Below are 15,680 nucleotides of genomic sequence, written 5' to 3'. Positions count from 1 at the left end.
CCTCTTCGAGTGGTCATCGTGTCCCGATTTTTTTCGCTCTTTGTCGCTTTTGTCGCAAGTTTTCTACTGATTGGTCCGGCCCAGGCCGACGTCAAGGTCCTCACCAGCATCAAGCCGTTGCAGTTGATTGCCGCCGCCGTGCAGGACGGCGTGGCCATCCCGGAAGTGTTGCTGCCGCCAGGGGCTTCGCCGCATCACTATGCATTGCGCCCATCGGACGTGCGCAAGGTGCAGTCGGTGGACCTGCTGTACTGGATTGGGCCGGACATGGAAGGTTTCCTACCGCGCGTGTTGAACGGTCGTACGCTGCCGTCGGTCGCGGTGCAGGCACTGCCGGGGCTCAAGTTGCGTCACTTCGCCCAGGACAGCGCGTCCCACGAGGACGATGACCATGACGGCGATGAGCACGATCACGACCACCGACCCGGCACCGTGGATGCCCACCTGTGGCTATCGCCGCACAATGCGCGGGTGATCGCCGCGAAAATGGCGGCCGACCTGAGCGCGGCGGATCCGGCGAATGCGGCCCGCTACCAGAGCAACCTCGCGGGTTTCAACCAGCGTCTCGACGCCTTGGACGCGCGCCTCAAGACGCGTCTGGCCGGGGTCGCGGGCAAACCGTATTTCGTGTTCCACGAAGCGTTCGACTATTTCGAAGACAACTACGGCCTCAAGCACGCCGGGGTGTTCGCCGTGGCCGCCGAAGTCCAGCCCGGCGCCCAGCATGTGGCGGCGATGCGCACGCGCTTGCAAGCGGTGGGCAAGACCTGCGTCTTCAGCGAACCGCCGTTGCGCCCGCGCCTGGCCGAAACCCTGGTGGCCGGGTTGCCGGTGAAACTGGCGGAGCTGGATGCACTGGGCGGTTATACCCCGGCGACGGCGCAAGGGTATGAGCAGTTGTTGGAGAAGCTGGGGAATGATCTGGCGGGGTGCCTGGAGTCGCTATGACCCCAGCCCCGCGCGCTCCTGCCGAACATGGATCCTGTGGCGAGGGAGCTTGCTCCCGCTCGGTTGCGCAGCGACCGCAAGATTTTGGGGCTGCTCCGCACCCCAGCGGGAGCAAGCTCCCTCGCCACAAAAGCAGCGTTCGGCGAAAGCCTTCTATTGGTACTTAGAGGGCGAACGGCAGCAAGGCGTGAACTGTCTGCCGCTGCGCCAAGCGCTGCTGGAACTCCATCGGATCGTGAATCAACACATCCTGCCCGGCGAACGACTCGGCGGCGATCAACCGCGACAGCCAGAACCGCACGCACGCCACGCGCAGCATGGTTGGCCATAGCTCGGCCTCGGCGGCGGTGAACGGCCGCAGAGCCGCATAGGCACCCAGCAATGCCCGCGCTCTCGGACCATCGAGCACACCGTCGTCATCCGAACACCAGTCGTTCAAGGCGATGGCGACGTCATACAGCATCGGCCCGGAGCAGGCGTTGTAGAAGTCGATCAACCCGGTCAGGTGCGTGCCTTCGAACATCGCATTGTCGCGGAACAGATCGGCATGGATGTTGGCGCGCGGCAGCGCCAGGATGCCAACCTTCTGCTGCGCGATTTCATCCAGTGCCGTTTCGAGCAGCCGACGCGGCTCGGCGTCGAGGTGCGAGAGCAGCTTGCCGCCCTCCTCCTGCATCCAGTCCAGGCCACGATCGGTCTTGCGCTTGATCATGTTGTCGCGGGTCGCCAAGTGCAGATGCGCCAGCAACTCCCCGACCTGGGCGCAGTGCTGGGCGTTGGCCTGCTTGATGTGCTTGCCCGCCAGGCGCGGTTGCAACAGCGCCGGCTTGCCCGCCAGCTCCCGCAGCGCGATGCCGTCGGTGGTGCGCAAGGCGTAAGGCACCGGCAGGTCGGCGTCATGCAGCACGTCCAGCAGTTCGATGAAGAACGGCATTTCCTGCACCGGGCCGCGCTCGACCAGGGTCAGGACGAATTCGCCCTGCTCCAGGCTGATAAAGAAATTGGTGTTTTCGCTGCCGGCGGCGATCCCCTGGAAATCAAGCAGACGGCCAAGCCCGTAAGGGGCGAGAAAGGTTTCCAGCTCGGGCCGAGCCAGGGGCGTGAACACAGACATGGTTAAAACTGCCAGTACGGGCGCCCTTCAGCGGGCGCCGGTTGAAGTGCAGAGTGGGGCTACCACTCAAAGATTTTCCACGAAGGGATCAGCATATCCGGCTGGTCCGAGCGGATGAAGTTTGCATCAGTGCCATCGGCGCGTACCAGGAAATAAGGCTTGCCGTTCTTGGGCGTGACCTTGATCGCGTACAAAAATCCGTTTTGCCGATACTCCTGAATGGTTTTATCGCCTTCGGTGCGGATGGTGACATCCGGGTCCGCCGAGGGTGCGTCATCCGCTGCCATGACAGCTAACGGGGTGATTGCAAACAAGCCAGCCAGTAACAGGCGATTTAGTGTACGCATGATAACCTTGTCCCTTTGTCGTCAACGGTCCCGCTATTCTAGCCCCGGACCCGCCGAAAAGGTTGATCCTGCTCATGAGCCAAGCCCCCCTCGTCCTGGTGGACGGTTCTTCTTATCTGTACCGCGCCTTTCACGCGCTGCCACCGCTGACCACGTCCAAAGGCCTGCCGACCGGTGCGGTCAAAGGCGTGTTGAACATGCTCAAGAGCCTGCGCAAGCAGTATCCGGACAGTCCGTTCGCCGTGGTGTTCGACGCCAAGGGTGGGACATTTCGCGATGCGCTGTACGCCGAATACAAGGCCAACCGCCCGAGCATGCCCGACGACATGCGCGTGCAGATCGAGCCACTGCATGCCAGCGTCAAGGCCCTGGGCTTCCCGCTGCTGTGCGTGGACAACGTCGAAGCCGATGACGTGATCGGCACCCTGGCCCGCAGCAGCGCGGCGGCCGACCGCCCGGTGGTGATCTCCACCGGCGACAAGGACATGGCGCAGTTGGTCGACGGGCACATTACCTTGGTCAATACCATGACCGGTAGCGCCCTGGACGTGGCTGGCGTGAAGGAGAAGTTTGGCGTCGCTCCAGAGCAGATCATCGATTACCTGGCGCTGATGGGCGATTCGTCCGACAACATCCCCGGCGTTCCGGGCATCGGACCGAAGACCGCTTCCGGCCTGCTGGTGGGCGTCAATGGCGGCCTGACCGAGCTGTACGCGCAACTGGATATCGTTGCCACCTTGCCGATCCGTGGCGCCAAGACCCTGGCCGCCAAGCTCGAAGAGCACAAGGAAATGGCGTTGCTTTCCTACGAGCTGGCGACCATCAAGACCGACGTGCCATTGGATGTCGGCCTGGACGACCTGCAAATGGGCGCACCCGATCACGAGAAGCTGGCCGAGCTGTACACGTTGCTGGAGTTCAAGAGCTGGTTCGAGGAAAACCAGCGGGACGCCAAGCGTGCCGGCCAGGAGATCGTCGAAGTTGCCGAAGAACAGCCCGGCGCGGCCGAGGCCAAGTACGAGGTCATTCTCGAGCAGGCGCGCTTCGAGGCGTGGCTGGCGAAACTGGAGAAGGCGCCGCTGTTCGCTTTTGTCACCGAAACCAACGGCGGCGATGCCCAGCATTCGCAACTGGTGGGCTTGTCGTTCGCCGTGGCTCCTTTCGAGGCGGCCTACATCCCGCTGACCCACTCCTACATGGGCGTGCCGGAGCAGTTGGACCGCGACACCGTGCTCAAGGCGCTCAAACCGTTGTTGGAAAACCCGAACAAACTCAAGATCGGCCAGCACGCCAAGTTCGAAACCAACATCCTGGCCAACTGCGCCATCGGTGGCGATCAGAACAATGGCATCCTGGTCCAGGGCATCGCCTTCGACACCATGCTCGAATCCTACGTGCTGGACTCCACCGCGACCCGCCACGACATGGACAGCCTGGCGCTCAAGTACCTGGGCCAGAGCAAGACCGATTTCCAGGACATCGCTGGCAAAGGGGTCAAGCAACTGACCTTCGACCAGATCTCCCTGGAACTGGCCGGCCCTTACGCCGCCGAAGACGCCGACGTGACTTTCCGCCTGCATCAAGCCTTGCAGGAAAAGCTGGCCGCCACGCCAAGCCTGGGGCCGGTGCTCAACGATATCGAAATGCCGCTGATGCCGGTCCTGGCGCGCATCGAGCGCCAGGGGGCGTTGGTCGATGCCAACCTGCTGGGCGTACAGAGTGTCGAGCTGGGCGAAAAACTGGTGGCGCTGGAGCGTGAGGCGTTTGCCATCGCCGGCGAGGAATTCAACCTGGGTTCGCCGAAGCAATTGGGCGTGATCCTGTACGAAAAGCTCGGCTTGCCGGTGCTCAGCAAAACCGCCAAGGGCCAGGCGTCCACCGCCGAAGCGGTGCTCGCCGAGCTGGCTGAGCAGGATTACCCGCTGCCCAAGGTGCTGATGCAGTACCGCTCCCTGAGCAAGCTCAAGAGCACCTACACCGATCGCCTGCCGGAACAGATCAACAGCCGCACCGGCCGCGTCCACACCAATTACCAGCAGGCCGTCGCCGCGACCGGGCGCCTGTCATCCATCGACCCGAACCTGCAGAACATCCCGATTCGCACGGCCGAAGGCCGACGCATCCGCCAAGCGTTCGTCGCGCCGAAAGGCTACAAACTGCTGGCGGCGGACTATTCGCAAATCGAACTGCGGATCATGGCGCACCTGGCCAAGGACGAAGGGTTGCTTCATGCGTTTCGTAATGACCTGGACGTGCACCGGGCCACGGCGGCCGAGGTGTTCGGCGTCGATTTGGACGCGGTTACCCATGACCAGCGCCGCAGCGCCAAGGCGATCAACTTCGGTTTGATCTACGGCATGAGCGCGTTCGGTCTGGCCAAGCAGATCGGCGTCGATCGCAAGCAGTCCCAGGCCTACATCGACCGCTACTTCACTCGCTACCCGGGTGTGCTGGCATACATGGAACGCACCCGCGCCCAGGCGGCCGAGCAAGGTTTTGTCGAAACCATTTTCGGTCGCCGGTTGTACCTGCCGGACATCAACGCGAAAAACCCGGCCCTGCGCAAAGGCGCCGAGCGCACCGCCATCAACGCGCCGATGCAGGGCACGGCGGCCGACATCATCAAGAAAGCCATGGTCGCCGTGGACCGCTGGCTGACGGCGTCCGGGCTGGATGCGAAGGTCATCCTGCAGGTCCACGACGAACTGGTGCTGGAAGTGCGTGAAGACCTGGTCGATCAGGTGCGCGAAGAAATCCGCCAGCACATGAGCACCGCCGCCACGCTGGACGTGCCGCTGTTGGTGGAAGTGGGCGTGGGCAATAACTGGGACGAGGCGCACTGATTCCCAAGCCCTGAGGTCGAGGGCTCTTGTGGCGGCTGATAAATCTGCGGGGAATGAAATATGGTCATCGCGAGCAAGCTCGCTCCCACAATGGTTTTGAGTCGAGCCGAATACCGAGCCCAACACCCATTCCCTGTGGGAGCGAGCTTGCTCGCGATAGCGTCGGCCCAGACACCCATGCCCCATTGAGTCACCGAAAACCCAGGTGCGGCCTCATTAGCTCGGAAAATTCCTACGGTTATTTCCAAAAATAATCTGAACTAAACCCGTGAATCGCCACTCAGAGATTTTGAATGGCTGGTGAAGCCCTTCAATGCTCCTATGTTGTGTTAAGTGTTGGCAGATATCTGGACCCCGCCCTAGCGGTCCGGAACTTGGACCCCGAACTTCCCCCTCCCCATAAGAAGTCCGGGGTTTTTTTTGCCTGCGATTTGGCTTATTCGGCCTCTTCGCTGCCCTTGTCCGCCAATTCCATCCAGTCGGCCAGCACCGTGTAGGCTTCTTCCAGGCCCATGCGCTTGGGCGCCGAGAACAGTTGGATGGTGATCGCGTCGCCCCAGCCCTTGCGAATTTCCGACTGCACTTTGAGCAAGGTATTTTTCGCCGCGCCGTAGGTGAGCTTGTCGGCCTTGGTCAGCAGGATGTGCATCGGCATGCCGCTGGCGACCGCCCAATCGAGCATCAACAGGTCGAAGTCGGTCATCGGATGGCGAATGTCCATCATCAGGATCAGGCCTTTCAAACTCTCGCGGCCGCCCAGGTACGCTTCCAGGTGGCGCTGCCAGTGTTGCTTGAGCGGGATCGGGACCTTGGCGTAGCCGTAGCCGGGCAGGTCGACCAAACGCCGTTCATCGTCTAGCTTGAAGAAGTTCAAGAGCTGCGTGCGACCCGGGGTTTTCGAGGTGCGTGCCAGGCTCGCATGAGTCAAGGTGTTCAGCGCGCTGGATTTGCCGGCGTTGGAACGCCCGGCAAAAGCCACTTCGAAGCCTTCGTCGTCTGGGCATTGATCGACTTTGGCAGCGCTGAGCATGAAGGTGGACTGTTGGCACAGGCCAAGGATGGGGTTCTTCAGTTGCATGGGATTTCCGATGTGGGCGGCGTCGGGAATGGACGCGGCAAGCTGTGTCGTTTCCGTTTCAGTGACGCCAGTATATAATGCCGCAGATTTTGTGTGCGCTTTGTCCCAGCGTAGGATGAAGCTCACGGGAGCGACCGACCGAAATTGCGCATTAGAACGCAGCTCGTTCCCAACCCTGAAAAGGTCGTTTTATGACGAAATGGCTGCTAGCTGCCGGTGTCTTGATGCCGCTTTACAGCGCTCAGGCTACACAGGATCCGGAAGCTGTGTACAACCGTGTTTGTGGTGCCTGTCATTCCGGCCAACTCCCCATGGCGCCCCGCAAGGGCGATCAGGAAGCTTGGACGCCGAGGTTGGCGAAAGGTATGGAGACGCTGGTGCAACACGTGACCCAGGGTTTCAAGGCGATGCCGCCGCGTGGTTTGTGCATGGACTGCAGTGCCGAGGATTACCGAGCCATCATCCAGTGGATGAGCGAGTAAACCCGGTCCATAACTCTTTAACCCTTAGCCGTAGTTGGATTAGCTGATGAACAAACTGATCGTGAGTCTGCTGTTGACCTTGGGGATATCCGGCGTAGCCCACGCCGCTGGCGACGCCGCTGCCGGTCAGGCGAAAGCGGCCGTATGCGGGGCCTGCCACGGCCCGGATGGCAATAGCATGGCGCCCAACTTTCCGAAACTGGCGGGCCAGGGCGAGCGTTACCTGAACAAGCAACTGCACGACATCAAGTCCGGCAAGCGCACGGTGCTGGAAATGACCGGCCTGCTGACCAACCTGAGCGATCAGGACCTGGCGGACATCGCGGCCTATTTCGCCAGCCAGAAGGGCAGCGTCGGCGCCGCCGATCCAAAACTCGTGGCTCGCGGTGAAGCGCTGTTCCGCGGCGGCAATCTCGACAAAGGCTTGCCAGCCTGCACCGGTTGCCACTCCCCCGATGGCAAAGGCAACGCCGCTGCCGGTTTCCCACACCTGGGCGGCCAGCATGCCCAGTACGTCGGCAAGCAACTGGCCGACTTCCGCAAAGAAGAAGGTGGCCGGACCAACGATGGCGACACCAAGCCCATGCAGAGCATCGCCAAAAAGCTGAGCGACGAAGATATCGCGGCCGTCTCCGCCTACATTCAGGGCTTGCACTAAGGCCGTTGGGGGGATACACCTCTTGCAACGTTAACGCTCGATTAATCTGTCGATGCGAGCATCAAAAGGGTGGCTTTGGCCGCCCTTTTTTGTGGCTGCTGCCGTTACACTAGAGAAACTGAACCCGCCACGGTCTGTCTTAAGAAGCAGGTCTTGCGAGGCCCCCTCATTGTCCAGGAGTAAAGCATGCGTAATCTGATCATCAGCGCCGCGCTCGTCGCCGCCAGCCTGTTCGGCATGACTGCCCAGGCGGCTGAAAAGCCCGCCGCACCCTATGTCGAATTGACCAACCCCGTTGCGGTGGCAGCGCCTGGCAAGATCGAAGTCGTGGAGTTGTTCTGGTACGGCTGCCCGCATTGCTATGCGTTCGAACCGGTCATCAACCCATGGGTCGAGAAACTGCCATCGGACGTTAACTTCGTCCGCATCCCTGCCATGTTCGGTGGCCCATGGGACGCTCACGGCCAGATGTTCCTGACCCTCGAAGCCATGGGCGTCGAGCACCAGGTCCACGCAGCCGTTTTCAACGCGATCCAGAAAGAACACAAGAAGCTGACCGACAAGCAAGACATGGCCGATTTCCTGGCGACCCAAGGCGTGGACAAGGACAAGTTCCTGGCCACCTTCGACTCCTTTGCCATCCAGGGCCAGATCAAGAAGGCCCGCGACCTGGCGAAGAAATACGAGATCACGGGCGTGCCGACCATGATCGTCAACGGTAAATATCGCTTTGACATCGGCTCTGCCGGCGGTGCCGAACAAGCGCTGCAACTGGCCGACCAACTGATCGCCAAAGAGCGAGCGGCCACCAAGGCTGCCGCCAACTAAGCGCGGCCCTCGCCCATGGCCCGCTGGAGTAGCGAACGCATCGTTGGCCTGCATGAACCACGGGTCAACGAGCACCATGTCACGTCCACGGGCCTGCCTGGCGACAGCCGCTTGCGGCTGCTCAGCTTCAATATCCAGGTGGGCATCAGCACCGAACGCTACCGGCATTACCTGACCCGCGGCTGGCAACATTTGCTGCCGCACACCGGGCGTGCCGGCAACTTGCAGAAAATCGGCGACCTGCTCAAGGACTTCGACCTGGTAGCCCTGCAAGAGGCCGACGGCGGGAGCCTGCGGTCAGGCTACGTCAATCAGGTGGAACACCTGGCCCAACTGGGCGCCTTCCCCTACTGGTACCAGCAACTCAATCGCAACCTCGGACGTCTTGGCCAGCACAGCAATGGCGTGTTGAGTCGTTTGCGTCCCTGGGCGATCGAGGACCATCCGCTGCCGGGCCCCAAGGGACGCGGGGCGATTCTTGCGCGTTTTGGCGAAGGTCCGGAAGCGCTGGTCGTGGTCATGATGCACCTGGCGCTCGGGGCGCGTACCCGAACGATGCAGCTCGCGTACATTCGCGAGCTGATCGGCGGCTACAAGCACCAGATACTGATGGGCGACATGAACACCCACGCCACCGACCTGCTGCAGACCTCGCCCCTGCGCGATCTCGGTCTGCTCGCACCACAACTGGAAGCGACATTCCCCAGCTGGCGCCCCCAGCGCTGTCTGGACCATATCCTGTTGAGCCCGACCCTGACCCTCGAACGCGTCGAGGTGTTGGCCCAACCCATTTCCGATCACCTGCCGGTCGCGGTAGAAATTCGTTTGCCGGGTTCGCTCACGGCCGATGCATTCCCCGCGCTGAGTACTGCCCCTCGCGGATCCGATGAATGAGCGACGAAGCTGAACGCTGGAGAGAGAAATACTTAAAGAGCATCGAACAGCAGGAAAAGCTCGAGCGCCGTTGGGATGCTCGGCTCGACTTGCTGCGTCGTGGCCTGGTGCGCAGCACCCTGGCCGCCGAGGGCACTGATCGGGTCGTCGACCAATGCATGAAAGAGATGCGCGAGGTGGTGCGCGCCGATGACATGGACGCCGGCCTCGCCGCCCTGCTGCCGCGCCTGGAGAAAGCCGTACTCGATTCCGAGCAGCGCCGCGAAACCCGCATCGAGCAGATGAGCACTGCATTGACGGCCCTGGTGGCCCAGTTGCAAAGCCTGCCGCTGCCGAAGGAAGTCAGCCGGCCCCTGAAGAAATTTTCCAAGCAGTTGGAAGAGCGGGTCGGCCAGGCCAGGGAGATTCCGCTGCTGCTCAGCGAATTGAGCGGTTTGCAAGGCAAGGCACTGAGTGCCCTGGACGCCCCTGTCGAACCGAGCCGCCCCGGATTGCTGCAACGGCTGTTTGGTGGCCCAGGCCATGAGGAAGCGCCGCCCCAGCCTCACGAGCCCGCCCAGGCCAGTGTGGCGCCTCTGGCAGACACGGCCCTGCCAGTCGCCGTTGAGCCGGCAGTTCACACAGCATCCGTCGCACCAGCACCAGCACCAGCACCAGCACCAGCACCAGCACCAGCACCAGCACCGGCAACCGTCCCGTCGGTAGCGGAGCAAGCACCCACTCCTGAGGCAACGCCCGAACCGGTCGACCAGGTTACCCCGCAGACCGAACCCGCGCCGACGCCCGCTCCGGCACCAGCAGCCGAAGTGGCTCAGCCGATCAGCGAGCCGGACGAAGTCGCCGAACCAGCCCCCTTGCCAGCGGTGGTCGCCGACGAACTCCCGGTAGCGGCACCCACCCTGGAAAATCCCGACGAGCTGATGTCCGAAGAGGTGCCACAGGCCCTCCCCGACCCCTCGGTGCCTCCAGCAGAAGCCGAGCCTGACGCGCCCGCGTCCTTGGCCGCCGCCGATTTGGCTGACGCCCAATACGCCCTGCCCGACTCGCCGGAACCGTCCTACAGCTCGGTCGCCAAGCACATCGAAGACACTTTGCTGGGCCTGTTGGGCGACCTGACCTTGCCCGAGCGTCATCGACCACAAGCCGAAGCCATGGGTGAGCGGTTGCGAAATGGCTTGAACTGGTACGAACTGCTGCCGATCCTCGATGATCTGGCGGTGTTGATGCTGGCTATCACCGACACCGGCCAGCATGAATTCGAAGCGTACCTGCAACGTCTCAATGATCGTCTCGAGTCCTTCCAGAGCAGCCTGCAGGCCGCCAGTGAAGACCACGCCGACAACCTGTCGGCCTCCCGGGAAATGGACACCCAGATTCGCGAACAGGTGGATGGCCTGCAAAGCAGTGTGCAACAAGCCGATGACTTGGAAGGCCTCAAGCAGGTGCTTGAGAATCACCTCGAAGGCTTGCTCGGGACGATGGACCAACACCGCCAGCAACGTGATCAACGCGAGCAGGAAGTCTCGGCGCGCCTGAAAAGCCTGGCCGATCGTGTCGCGCTGATGGAGCAGGACGCCCAGGTCGTGCGGGAAAATCTCGAGGAACAGCGGCAAAAGGCGCTGGTCGATCCGCTCACCGGGTTGCCCAATCGCGCCGCCTGGTCCGAGCGTCTGGAGCATGAAGTCGTCCAGTGGCAACAGCACGGCAACAGCTTGCTGCTGGCCATGCTCGATCTCGATCATTTCAAGCGCATCAATGACAACTACGGCCATCTGGCCGGTGACCGGGTGTTGAAACTGATCGCTTCGGTCCTGCGCAAACGCCTGCGTGGCGGCGATTTCATTGCGCGTTTTGGTGGCGAGGAGTTTGTCCTGCTGGTGCCGGATACCCCCCTGGCGGCTGGCGCCAAGCTGGCCGAGGCGCTGCGTCTGGCCATCGAAGCCTGCCCGTTTCATTTCAAGGGCGAACCGGTGACGGTGACGGTATCGGTGGGCATGACGGCTTTCAAGCCGGGCGAACACAGCGATTCGGTGCTTAAAAGAGCCGATCAGGCGCTCTACCGGGCCAAAAATGCCGGACGCAACCGCGTGGAGCTGGGCTGAGGGCTAATTGTTCCAATTTGTTTAATATCGTCCCACGCACCGGATCATCGCGGGGGCGATACGTTACACTGTTGCATTACTTCCAGCGCGTAATGCCTTCCGCCATGAAATTTTTCTCGCTCATTGTTTCTTTATTTATCCTGGCCGGCTGCACCAGCGGCCCTCGGTTCGACACCAGTCACCCCTCCGTCAACCATGACAACCGCATCCAATTCGTGGTGGTGCATTACACCTCGGCGTCCCTGGAGCGTTCACTGGCCCTGCTGACCCATGGCGAAGTCAGCGCCCATTACCTGATTGGCGACGATAAAGACGCGACCATCTACAAGCTGGTGGATGAAAGCCGGCGCGCCTGGCACGCCGGGGAAAGTGAATGGGAAGGCCGGACCTGGCTCAACTCCAGCTCCATCGGCATCGAAATCGTCAATCCGGGTTTCGTCGACACGCCCACCGGGCGCCTCTGGTATCCCTACAGCGAAGCTCAGGTCCAGGCCTTGACCGTCTTGCTCAAGGACATCATCCAGCGCAACGGGATCAGCCCGCGCAGCATCATCGGCCACAGCGACATCGCGCCCCTGCGCAAGCTCGATCCGGGGCCGCTGTTCCCCTGGAAGCGTCTGGCGCAAGCGGGCCTGGGGGTGTGGCCGGATGAACAGGCCGTCGCACGCCAGCAGGTTTTCTTCGCAACGCAGCTACCGCCTGCCAGTTGGTTCCAGGCCGAGCTGGCCCGTCTGGGCTACCCGACGCCCCAGACCGGTGAATGGGACGTAGCCACCCACCATGTGCTGGCCGCGTTTCAGATGCACTATAGGCCGACCCGCTTCGATGGCATGCCGGACCCGCAAAGCGCGGCGATTCTGCAGGTACTCAACCAGACAAAATAATGACGCCCGTCCGACGAATCGGGCCAAATTCAAATCAGAAGCTATAACTCATTGGTAACTTTCGGATTACCGATGATGACGGCTGCGCGCGAAACCTTACAGAGCTGGCTCCATCGCCCCTTGTTCCTGGCGATGATGGCGGCTGCCCTGAGTACGCTCCTACTGCTTACGGGTAGTCTGTTCGTGGTCGTGGAGCAGATCCAGCAGCGTGAAAGCGACCAGATGAATGCCCAGGGCGAGCGCTTCCTGCAACGGCTGGAACAGCTTTTCGGGCAATTGCGAGAAAGCCTCGACGACCTGCAAAACCAGCCGTTGCGCGGCTGCGACGATGACATGATCGCGACCTTGCGAGAAGTCAGCTTCAATTACCGTTTCGTTTATGAAGCGGTGTACATCGATGGCAGCGGCGTCTGTTCCAATCGTCCGCGCCAGAGCGGGTTGTCGGTGGCCCGTCCGCCCGATCTGCGAGGCCCGACCTATAGCTATTGGCTCAATACCACCACCGAACCCAACGAAGACCGCGCTGCGTTGATGCTGGGCCGTGGCAATTTCCGAGTCGCCACCTCCCGAGGGCATTTGGCCGACGTGGTCGACCTGCCACCGGGCAGCAGCCTGCTGGTGGTCCTGGATCACGGCACGCGGGCCATTCCCGTGTTGGGCACCCAACAATACTGGCCGCCCACAGAGCCTTGGCCCCCGAAAAGCCAGAATGCCTTGCAGGTGACGCAGACCCGGCTGATTTATCGGATGCCCACCGACAGCCCGGAATATCAACTGGTGCTGATCGCCCAGCGCAACGGTTTTAAGATCCCGGCCAATGCCTGGTGGATGCTGCCCATCAGTCTGGTGCTGGGTCTGGGGATTGGTTTCCAGGTGTTTCTGCTGGCGCGCCATCGCCAGTCCATGGACGCCGAACTGCACGGGGCCATCCGGCGCGGTGAATTGCAGGTGCTGTACCAGCCGATTTTCGACCTGGACAGCCGCAACTGCGTAGGTGCCGAAGCCTTGCTGCGCTGGCGACGACCGGACGGCACCCTGACCAGCCCGGACTTGTTTATCCCGATGGCCGAAAACACCGGGCAGATCCGCCAGATCACCGATTTCGTGCTGCAGCGGCTGTTCGATCAATTGGGCCAGCTGTTGCGGGCCAATCCGCAGCTGTATATCTCGGTGAACCTGGCGGCCTGCGATGTGATGGTGCCGCGTATTGGCGAAGTGATCGCTCGCCTGCTGGCGTTGCATCGGGTCTCGGCGCACCAGATTGCCTTCGAAGTGACCGAGCGCGGGCTGATCGATGTGTTGGTTGCCCGGGATAACTTGCAATCGCTGCGCGATGTTGGGCATCAGGTGCTGATCGACGATTTTGGCACCGGTTATTGCAGCCTGGCCTACCTGCAAACCCTGCCGGTGGACTGCCTGAAAATCGACAAGGCCTTCATCGACGCCTTGGGCCACGATGCCGCTAGCAGCGGCGTGGCCCCGCACATCATCCGCATGGCCCACGCGCTGCAGCTCAAGGTGATCGCCGAAGGCATCGAGCATGAAGCCCAGGCCTCTTATTTGAGCAGCGAAGGGGTGAGGTTTGGCCAGGGCTGGCTGTTCGCCCATGCCCTCAGCGCGGTGCAACTCATCGAATTGATCACCCGTGGCCGACGCCTGCGTGGGCGCCGCCTTGATGATGAAGCCTAGGTTGCCCCAGGCCGTGCGCTCAAACCGTCAGCGCCATGTAGAACTGCGTGCCCTGCCCCGGCCTTGAATAAACGCCCATGCGGCCGCCGTGGAGCTGGACGATCTCCTTGCACAGGGCCAGACCGAGGCCGGCGCCACCCTTCTTGCGTCCGACCTGGACGAAAGGCTCGAAGATCCTTCCCTGTTGGCCGTAGGCAATGCCTTCGCCGTTGTCTTCGACACTGATGATTACCCGCTCGCCGTGGCGTCGGGCCTGCAAGCGGATCTGGCCGTCTTCGCCGGTATGGCGCATGGCGTTGTCGATCAGGTTATCGAGCACCCGATCCAGTTGCGCAGCGTCGGCATGCAGCCGTGGCAATGGGCCCTGGATCGCCACGAGCAGCTCGATACCCTTGGCTTGGGCCTGTTCGGCGAACCGTAGGCGGGCCTCTTCCAACAGGTCGTCGATGGAACAAGGCGCCAGGGTCAGCTTTTGCAGGCCGTTCTGGTAGCGAGAGAAATTCAGCAGGTCGTTGATCAGTTGCATCAGCCGCTGCATTTCTTCCGTGACGGTGTTGAGCAGGTCCGCCTCGCGGGACTCCGGTGGGAAGTGCAGGCGCTCCTGCAACAGGCCGAATGCCATGTGCATGCCCGTCACCGGCGTGCGCAGCTCATGGGAGGCACGCAGGACGAACTCGCTGCGCACCCGTTCGAAGGCGCGCTGTTCGGTGACGTCATGCAGCACCATGACCGCGCCGAGGATGTGGCCCTGGGTGTGGCTGACCGGTGTGAGGCTGTAGGTCAGCACCCGTGACTCGCCATCGACCTCGATGGTCAGGTCTTCCGGCGCCCGCTCCAGGGTTCCGCCGCGCAGCACCAGGTGCAATTCTTCATCCAGTTCCAGGCGTCCCAGCGCCTCGCCGAGCCCTTGGCCCAGGCGCGCCTCATCCCAGCCCAATTGACGCTGGGCCACCGGGTTGAGGTGCTCCAGCTGGCCTTGGCGATCGATCATCAGCAAGCCGTCGTCGATACTGTCGAGCACCGCTTGCAAACGCTGCTGGCCGGCGAGCAGTTCATCGACATTGGTGGCCTGATGTTCGCGCAGTGCCTGGGCCATGACCCCGAAACGACGGGTCAGCAAATTCAACTCGGCGGCGGAAGAAACGGGCAGCGTGACCTCGAAATTGCCCTGGCCGATGTCATCCGCCGCCGCGGCCAGCGCCTCGATCGGTGCGCCGAAACGCCGGGCAAGGCCATGGGCCGTGATAAAACCGATGACCAGTACCGCAAACCCCACCAGCCCCAGCAGTCCGGAAATCCACAAGGCGCGTTCGCGCGCGCGGTCCTGGGTTTCACCGATCTTGGTCAGGGCCTGGCGATAACCTTCGATCAGTCCATTGCGCAGCACGTTGAATTTTTCGGTGAGGTCCTTGATGCCCGTGAGCTGTCTCGGTTGCTGGCGAGACGCGGTGAAGGCCTCGAGAAATTCAACGTAGTCGGCCTTGGCCCTGCTGAAGCTGGCGGCCGTGTTGTCCAGCTTTCTTTCGTGGGCGATCCCTTGGTCGATCAACGCCAGGTATTGCCGCTCGGATGCCTCCAGAGCGGCCAGGTCGGGGTTGTCGTCGAGCATGATGATCAACTGATCGCCGAGGGTCTGGCGCAGCTTGAGACCCAGGTCCAGCAGGATGAAGTTGTCGCGTACCGATTGTTCCTGGGTACTGGCCATTTGCATGACGCTGACCAAGCCAAGCACCAATCCCAGCAATGCCACGGTGATCAGGGCCGAGATGCTGAGAAACAGCCGTGTACGCAGCTTCATCGCCAGTTTCATAAG

General features: G+C 62.0%; 13 protein-coding genes. 9 read left to right on the top strand and 4 right to left on the bottom strand.

Annotation, left to right across the window (positions count from 1 at the left end; genetic code table 11):
- Window positions 1-18: 18 nt before the first annotated feature.
- Window positions 19-948 carry a zinc ABC transporter substrate-binding protein ZnuA gene (znuA, locus tag J4E63_RS27330; protein ID WP_207283881.1) on the top strand — a complete coding sequence of 310 codons (930 nt, stop codon included), beginning with the start codon at window positions 19-21 and terminating at the stop codon, window positions 946-948.
- Between the two features lie 163 nt (window positions 949-1,111).
- Here the strand turns inward: znuA and J4E63_RS27325 are convergent, their stop codons facing one another.
- Entirely contained in the window at window positions 1,112-2,062 is a 951-nt protein-coding gene (locus J4E63_RS27325) for a homoserine kinase (RefSeq protein ID WP_207283880.1), read from the bottom strand.
- A gap of 59 nt (window positions 2,063-2,121) precedes the next feature.
- Entirely contained in the window at window positions 2,122-2,409 is a 288-nt protein-coding gene (locus J4E63_RS27320; protein ID WP_018602771.1) for a DUF2782 domain-containing protein, read from the bottom strand.
- Between the two features lie 74 nt (window positions 2,410-2,483).
- Between J4E63_RS27320 and polA the strand changes: the two genes are divergently transcribed.
- Window positions 2,484-5,252 (top strand): DNA polymerase I, encoded by a 2,769-nt coding sequence (polA, locus tag J4E63_RS27315; RefSeq protein ID WP_207283879.1) that lies wholly within the window; start codon window positions 2,484-2,486, stop codon window positions 5,250-5,252.
- Window positions 5,253-5,688: 436 nt separating this feature from the next.
- Here the strand turns inward: polA and yihA are convergent, their stop codons facing one another.
- Entirely contained in the window at window positions 5,689-6,330 is a 642-nt protein-coding gene (yihA, locus tag J4E63_RS27310; RefSeq protein WP_192261818.1) for a ribosome biogenesis GTP-binding protein YihA/YsxC, read from the bottom strand.
- A 191-nt stretch (window positions 6,331-6,521) separates the two neighbouring features.
- Here yihA and J4E63_RS27305 point away from each other — a divergent pair, with 191 nt between their 5' ends.
- The 7 genes from J4E63_RS27305 to J4E63_RS27275 all read left to right on the top strand — a co-directional run bounded on the left by J4E63_RS27305 (window position 6,522) and on the right by J4E63_RS27275 (window position 13,867).
- Window positions 6,522-6,812 (top strand): cytochrome c5 family protein, encoded by a 291-nt coding sequence (locus tag J4E63_RS27305; protein ID WP_003196231.1) that lies wholly within the window; start codon window positions 6,522-6,524, stop codon window positions 6,810-6,812.
- A 46-nt stretch (window positions 6,813-6,858) separates the two neighbouring features.
- Window positions 6,859-7,470, top strand: coding sequence for a cytochrome c (locus J4E63_RS27300; RefSeq protein WP_060739880.1), 612 nt, complete (start codon window positions 6,859-6,861; stop codon window positions 7,468-7,470).
- Between the two features lie 186 nt (window positions 7,471-7,656).
- Complete coding sequence (locus J4E63_RS27295) at window positions 7,657-8,298, top strand: thiol:disulfide interchange protein DsbA/DsbL (protein WP_207283878.1); 642 nt, start codon at window positions 7,657-7,659, stop codon at window positions 8,296-8,298.
- Window positions 8,299-8,313: 15 nt separating this feature from the next.
- On the top strand, window positions 8,314-9,192 hold the full coding sequence (locus J4E63_RS27290) for an endonuclease/exonuclease/phosphatase family protein (protein WP_192261820.1): 879 nt from the start codon (window positions 8,314-8,316) through the stop codon (window positions 9,190-9,192).
- The gene (locus J4E63_RS27285; RefSeq protein WP_207283877.1) at window positions 9,189-11,294 is read left to right on the top strand and encodes a GGDEF domain-containing protein; all 2,106 of its coding nucleotides are present in this window, start codon (window positions 9,189-9,191) and stop codon (window positions 11,292-11,294) included. Before J4E63_RS27290 ends, J4E63_RS27285 begins: the two co-directional genes overlap by 4 nt.
- Window positions 11,295-11,398: 104 nt before the next feature.
- Complete coding sequence (locus J4E63_RS27280; RefSeq protein ID WP_092167853.1) at window positions 11,399-12,178, top strand: N-acetylmuramoyl-L-alanine amidase; 780 nt, start codon at window positions 11,399-11,401, stop codon at window positions 12,176-12,178.
- 75 nt (window positions 12,179-12,253) lie between these two features.
- Entirely contained in the window at window positions 12,254-13,867 is a 1,614-nt protein-coding gene (locus J4E63_RS27275) for an EAL domain-containing protein (RefSeq protein WP_207283876.1), read from the top strand.
- A 19-nt stretch (window positions 13,868-13,886) separates the two neighbouring features.
- Here the strand turns inward: J4E63_RS27275 and J4E63_RS27270 are convergent, their stop codons facing one another.
- The gene (locus tag J4E63_RS27270) at window positions 13,887-15,677 is read right to left on the bottom strand and encodes an ATP-binding protein (RefSeq protein ID WP_207283875.1); all 1,791 of its coding nucleotides are present in this window, start codon (window positions 15,675-15,677) and stop codon (window positions 13,887-13,889) included.
- Window positions 15,678-15,680 lie beyond the last annotated feature (3 nt).

The sequence above is a fragment of the Pseudomonas sp. FW300-N2F2 genome (assembly GCF_017351655.1).
Lineage (GTDB): Bacteria > Pseudomonadota > Gammaproteobacteria > Pseudomonadales > Pseudomonadaceae > Aquipseudomonas > Aquipseudomonas fluorescens_AA.
Note: the sequence above shows the minus strand (reverse complement) of the source record. Positions and strands in the feature narration are given on the sequence as shown.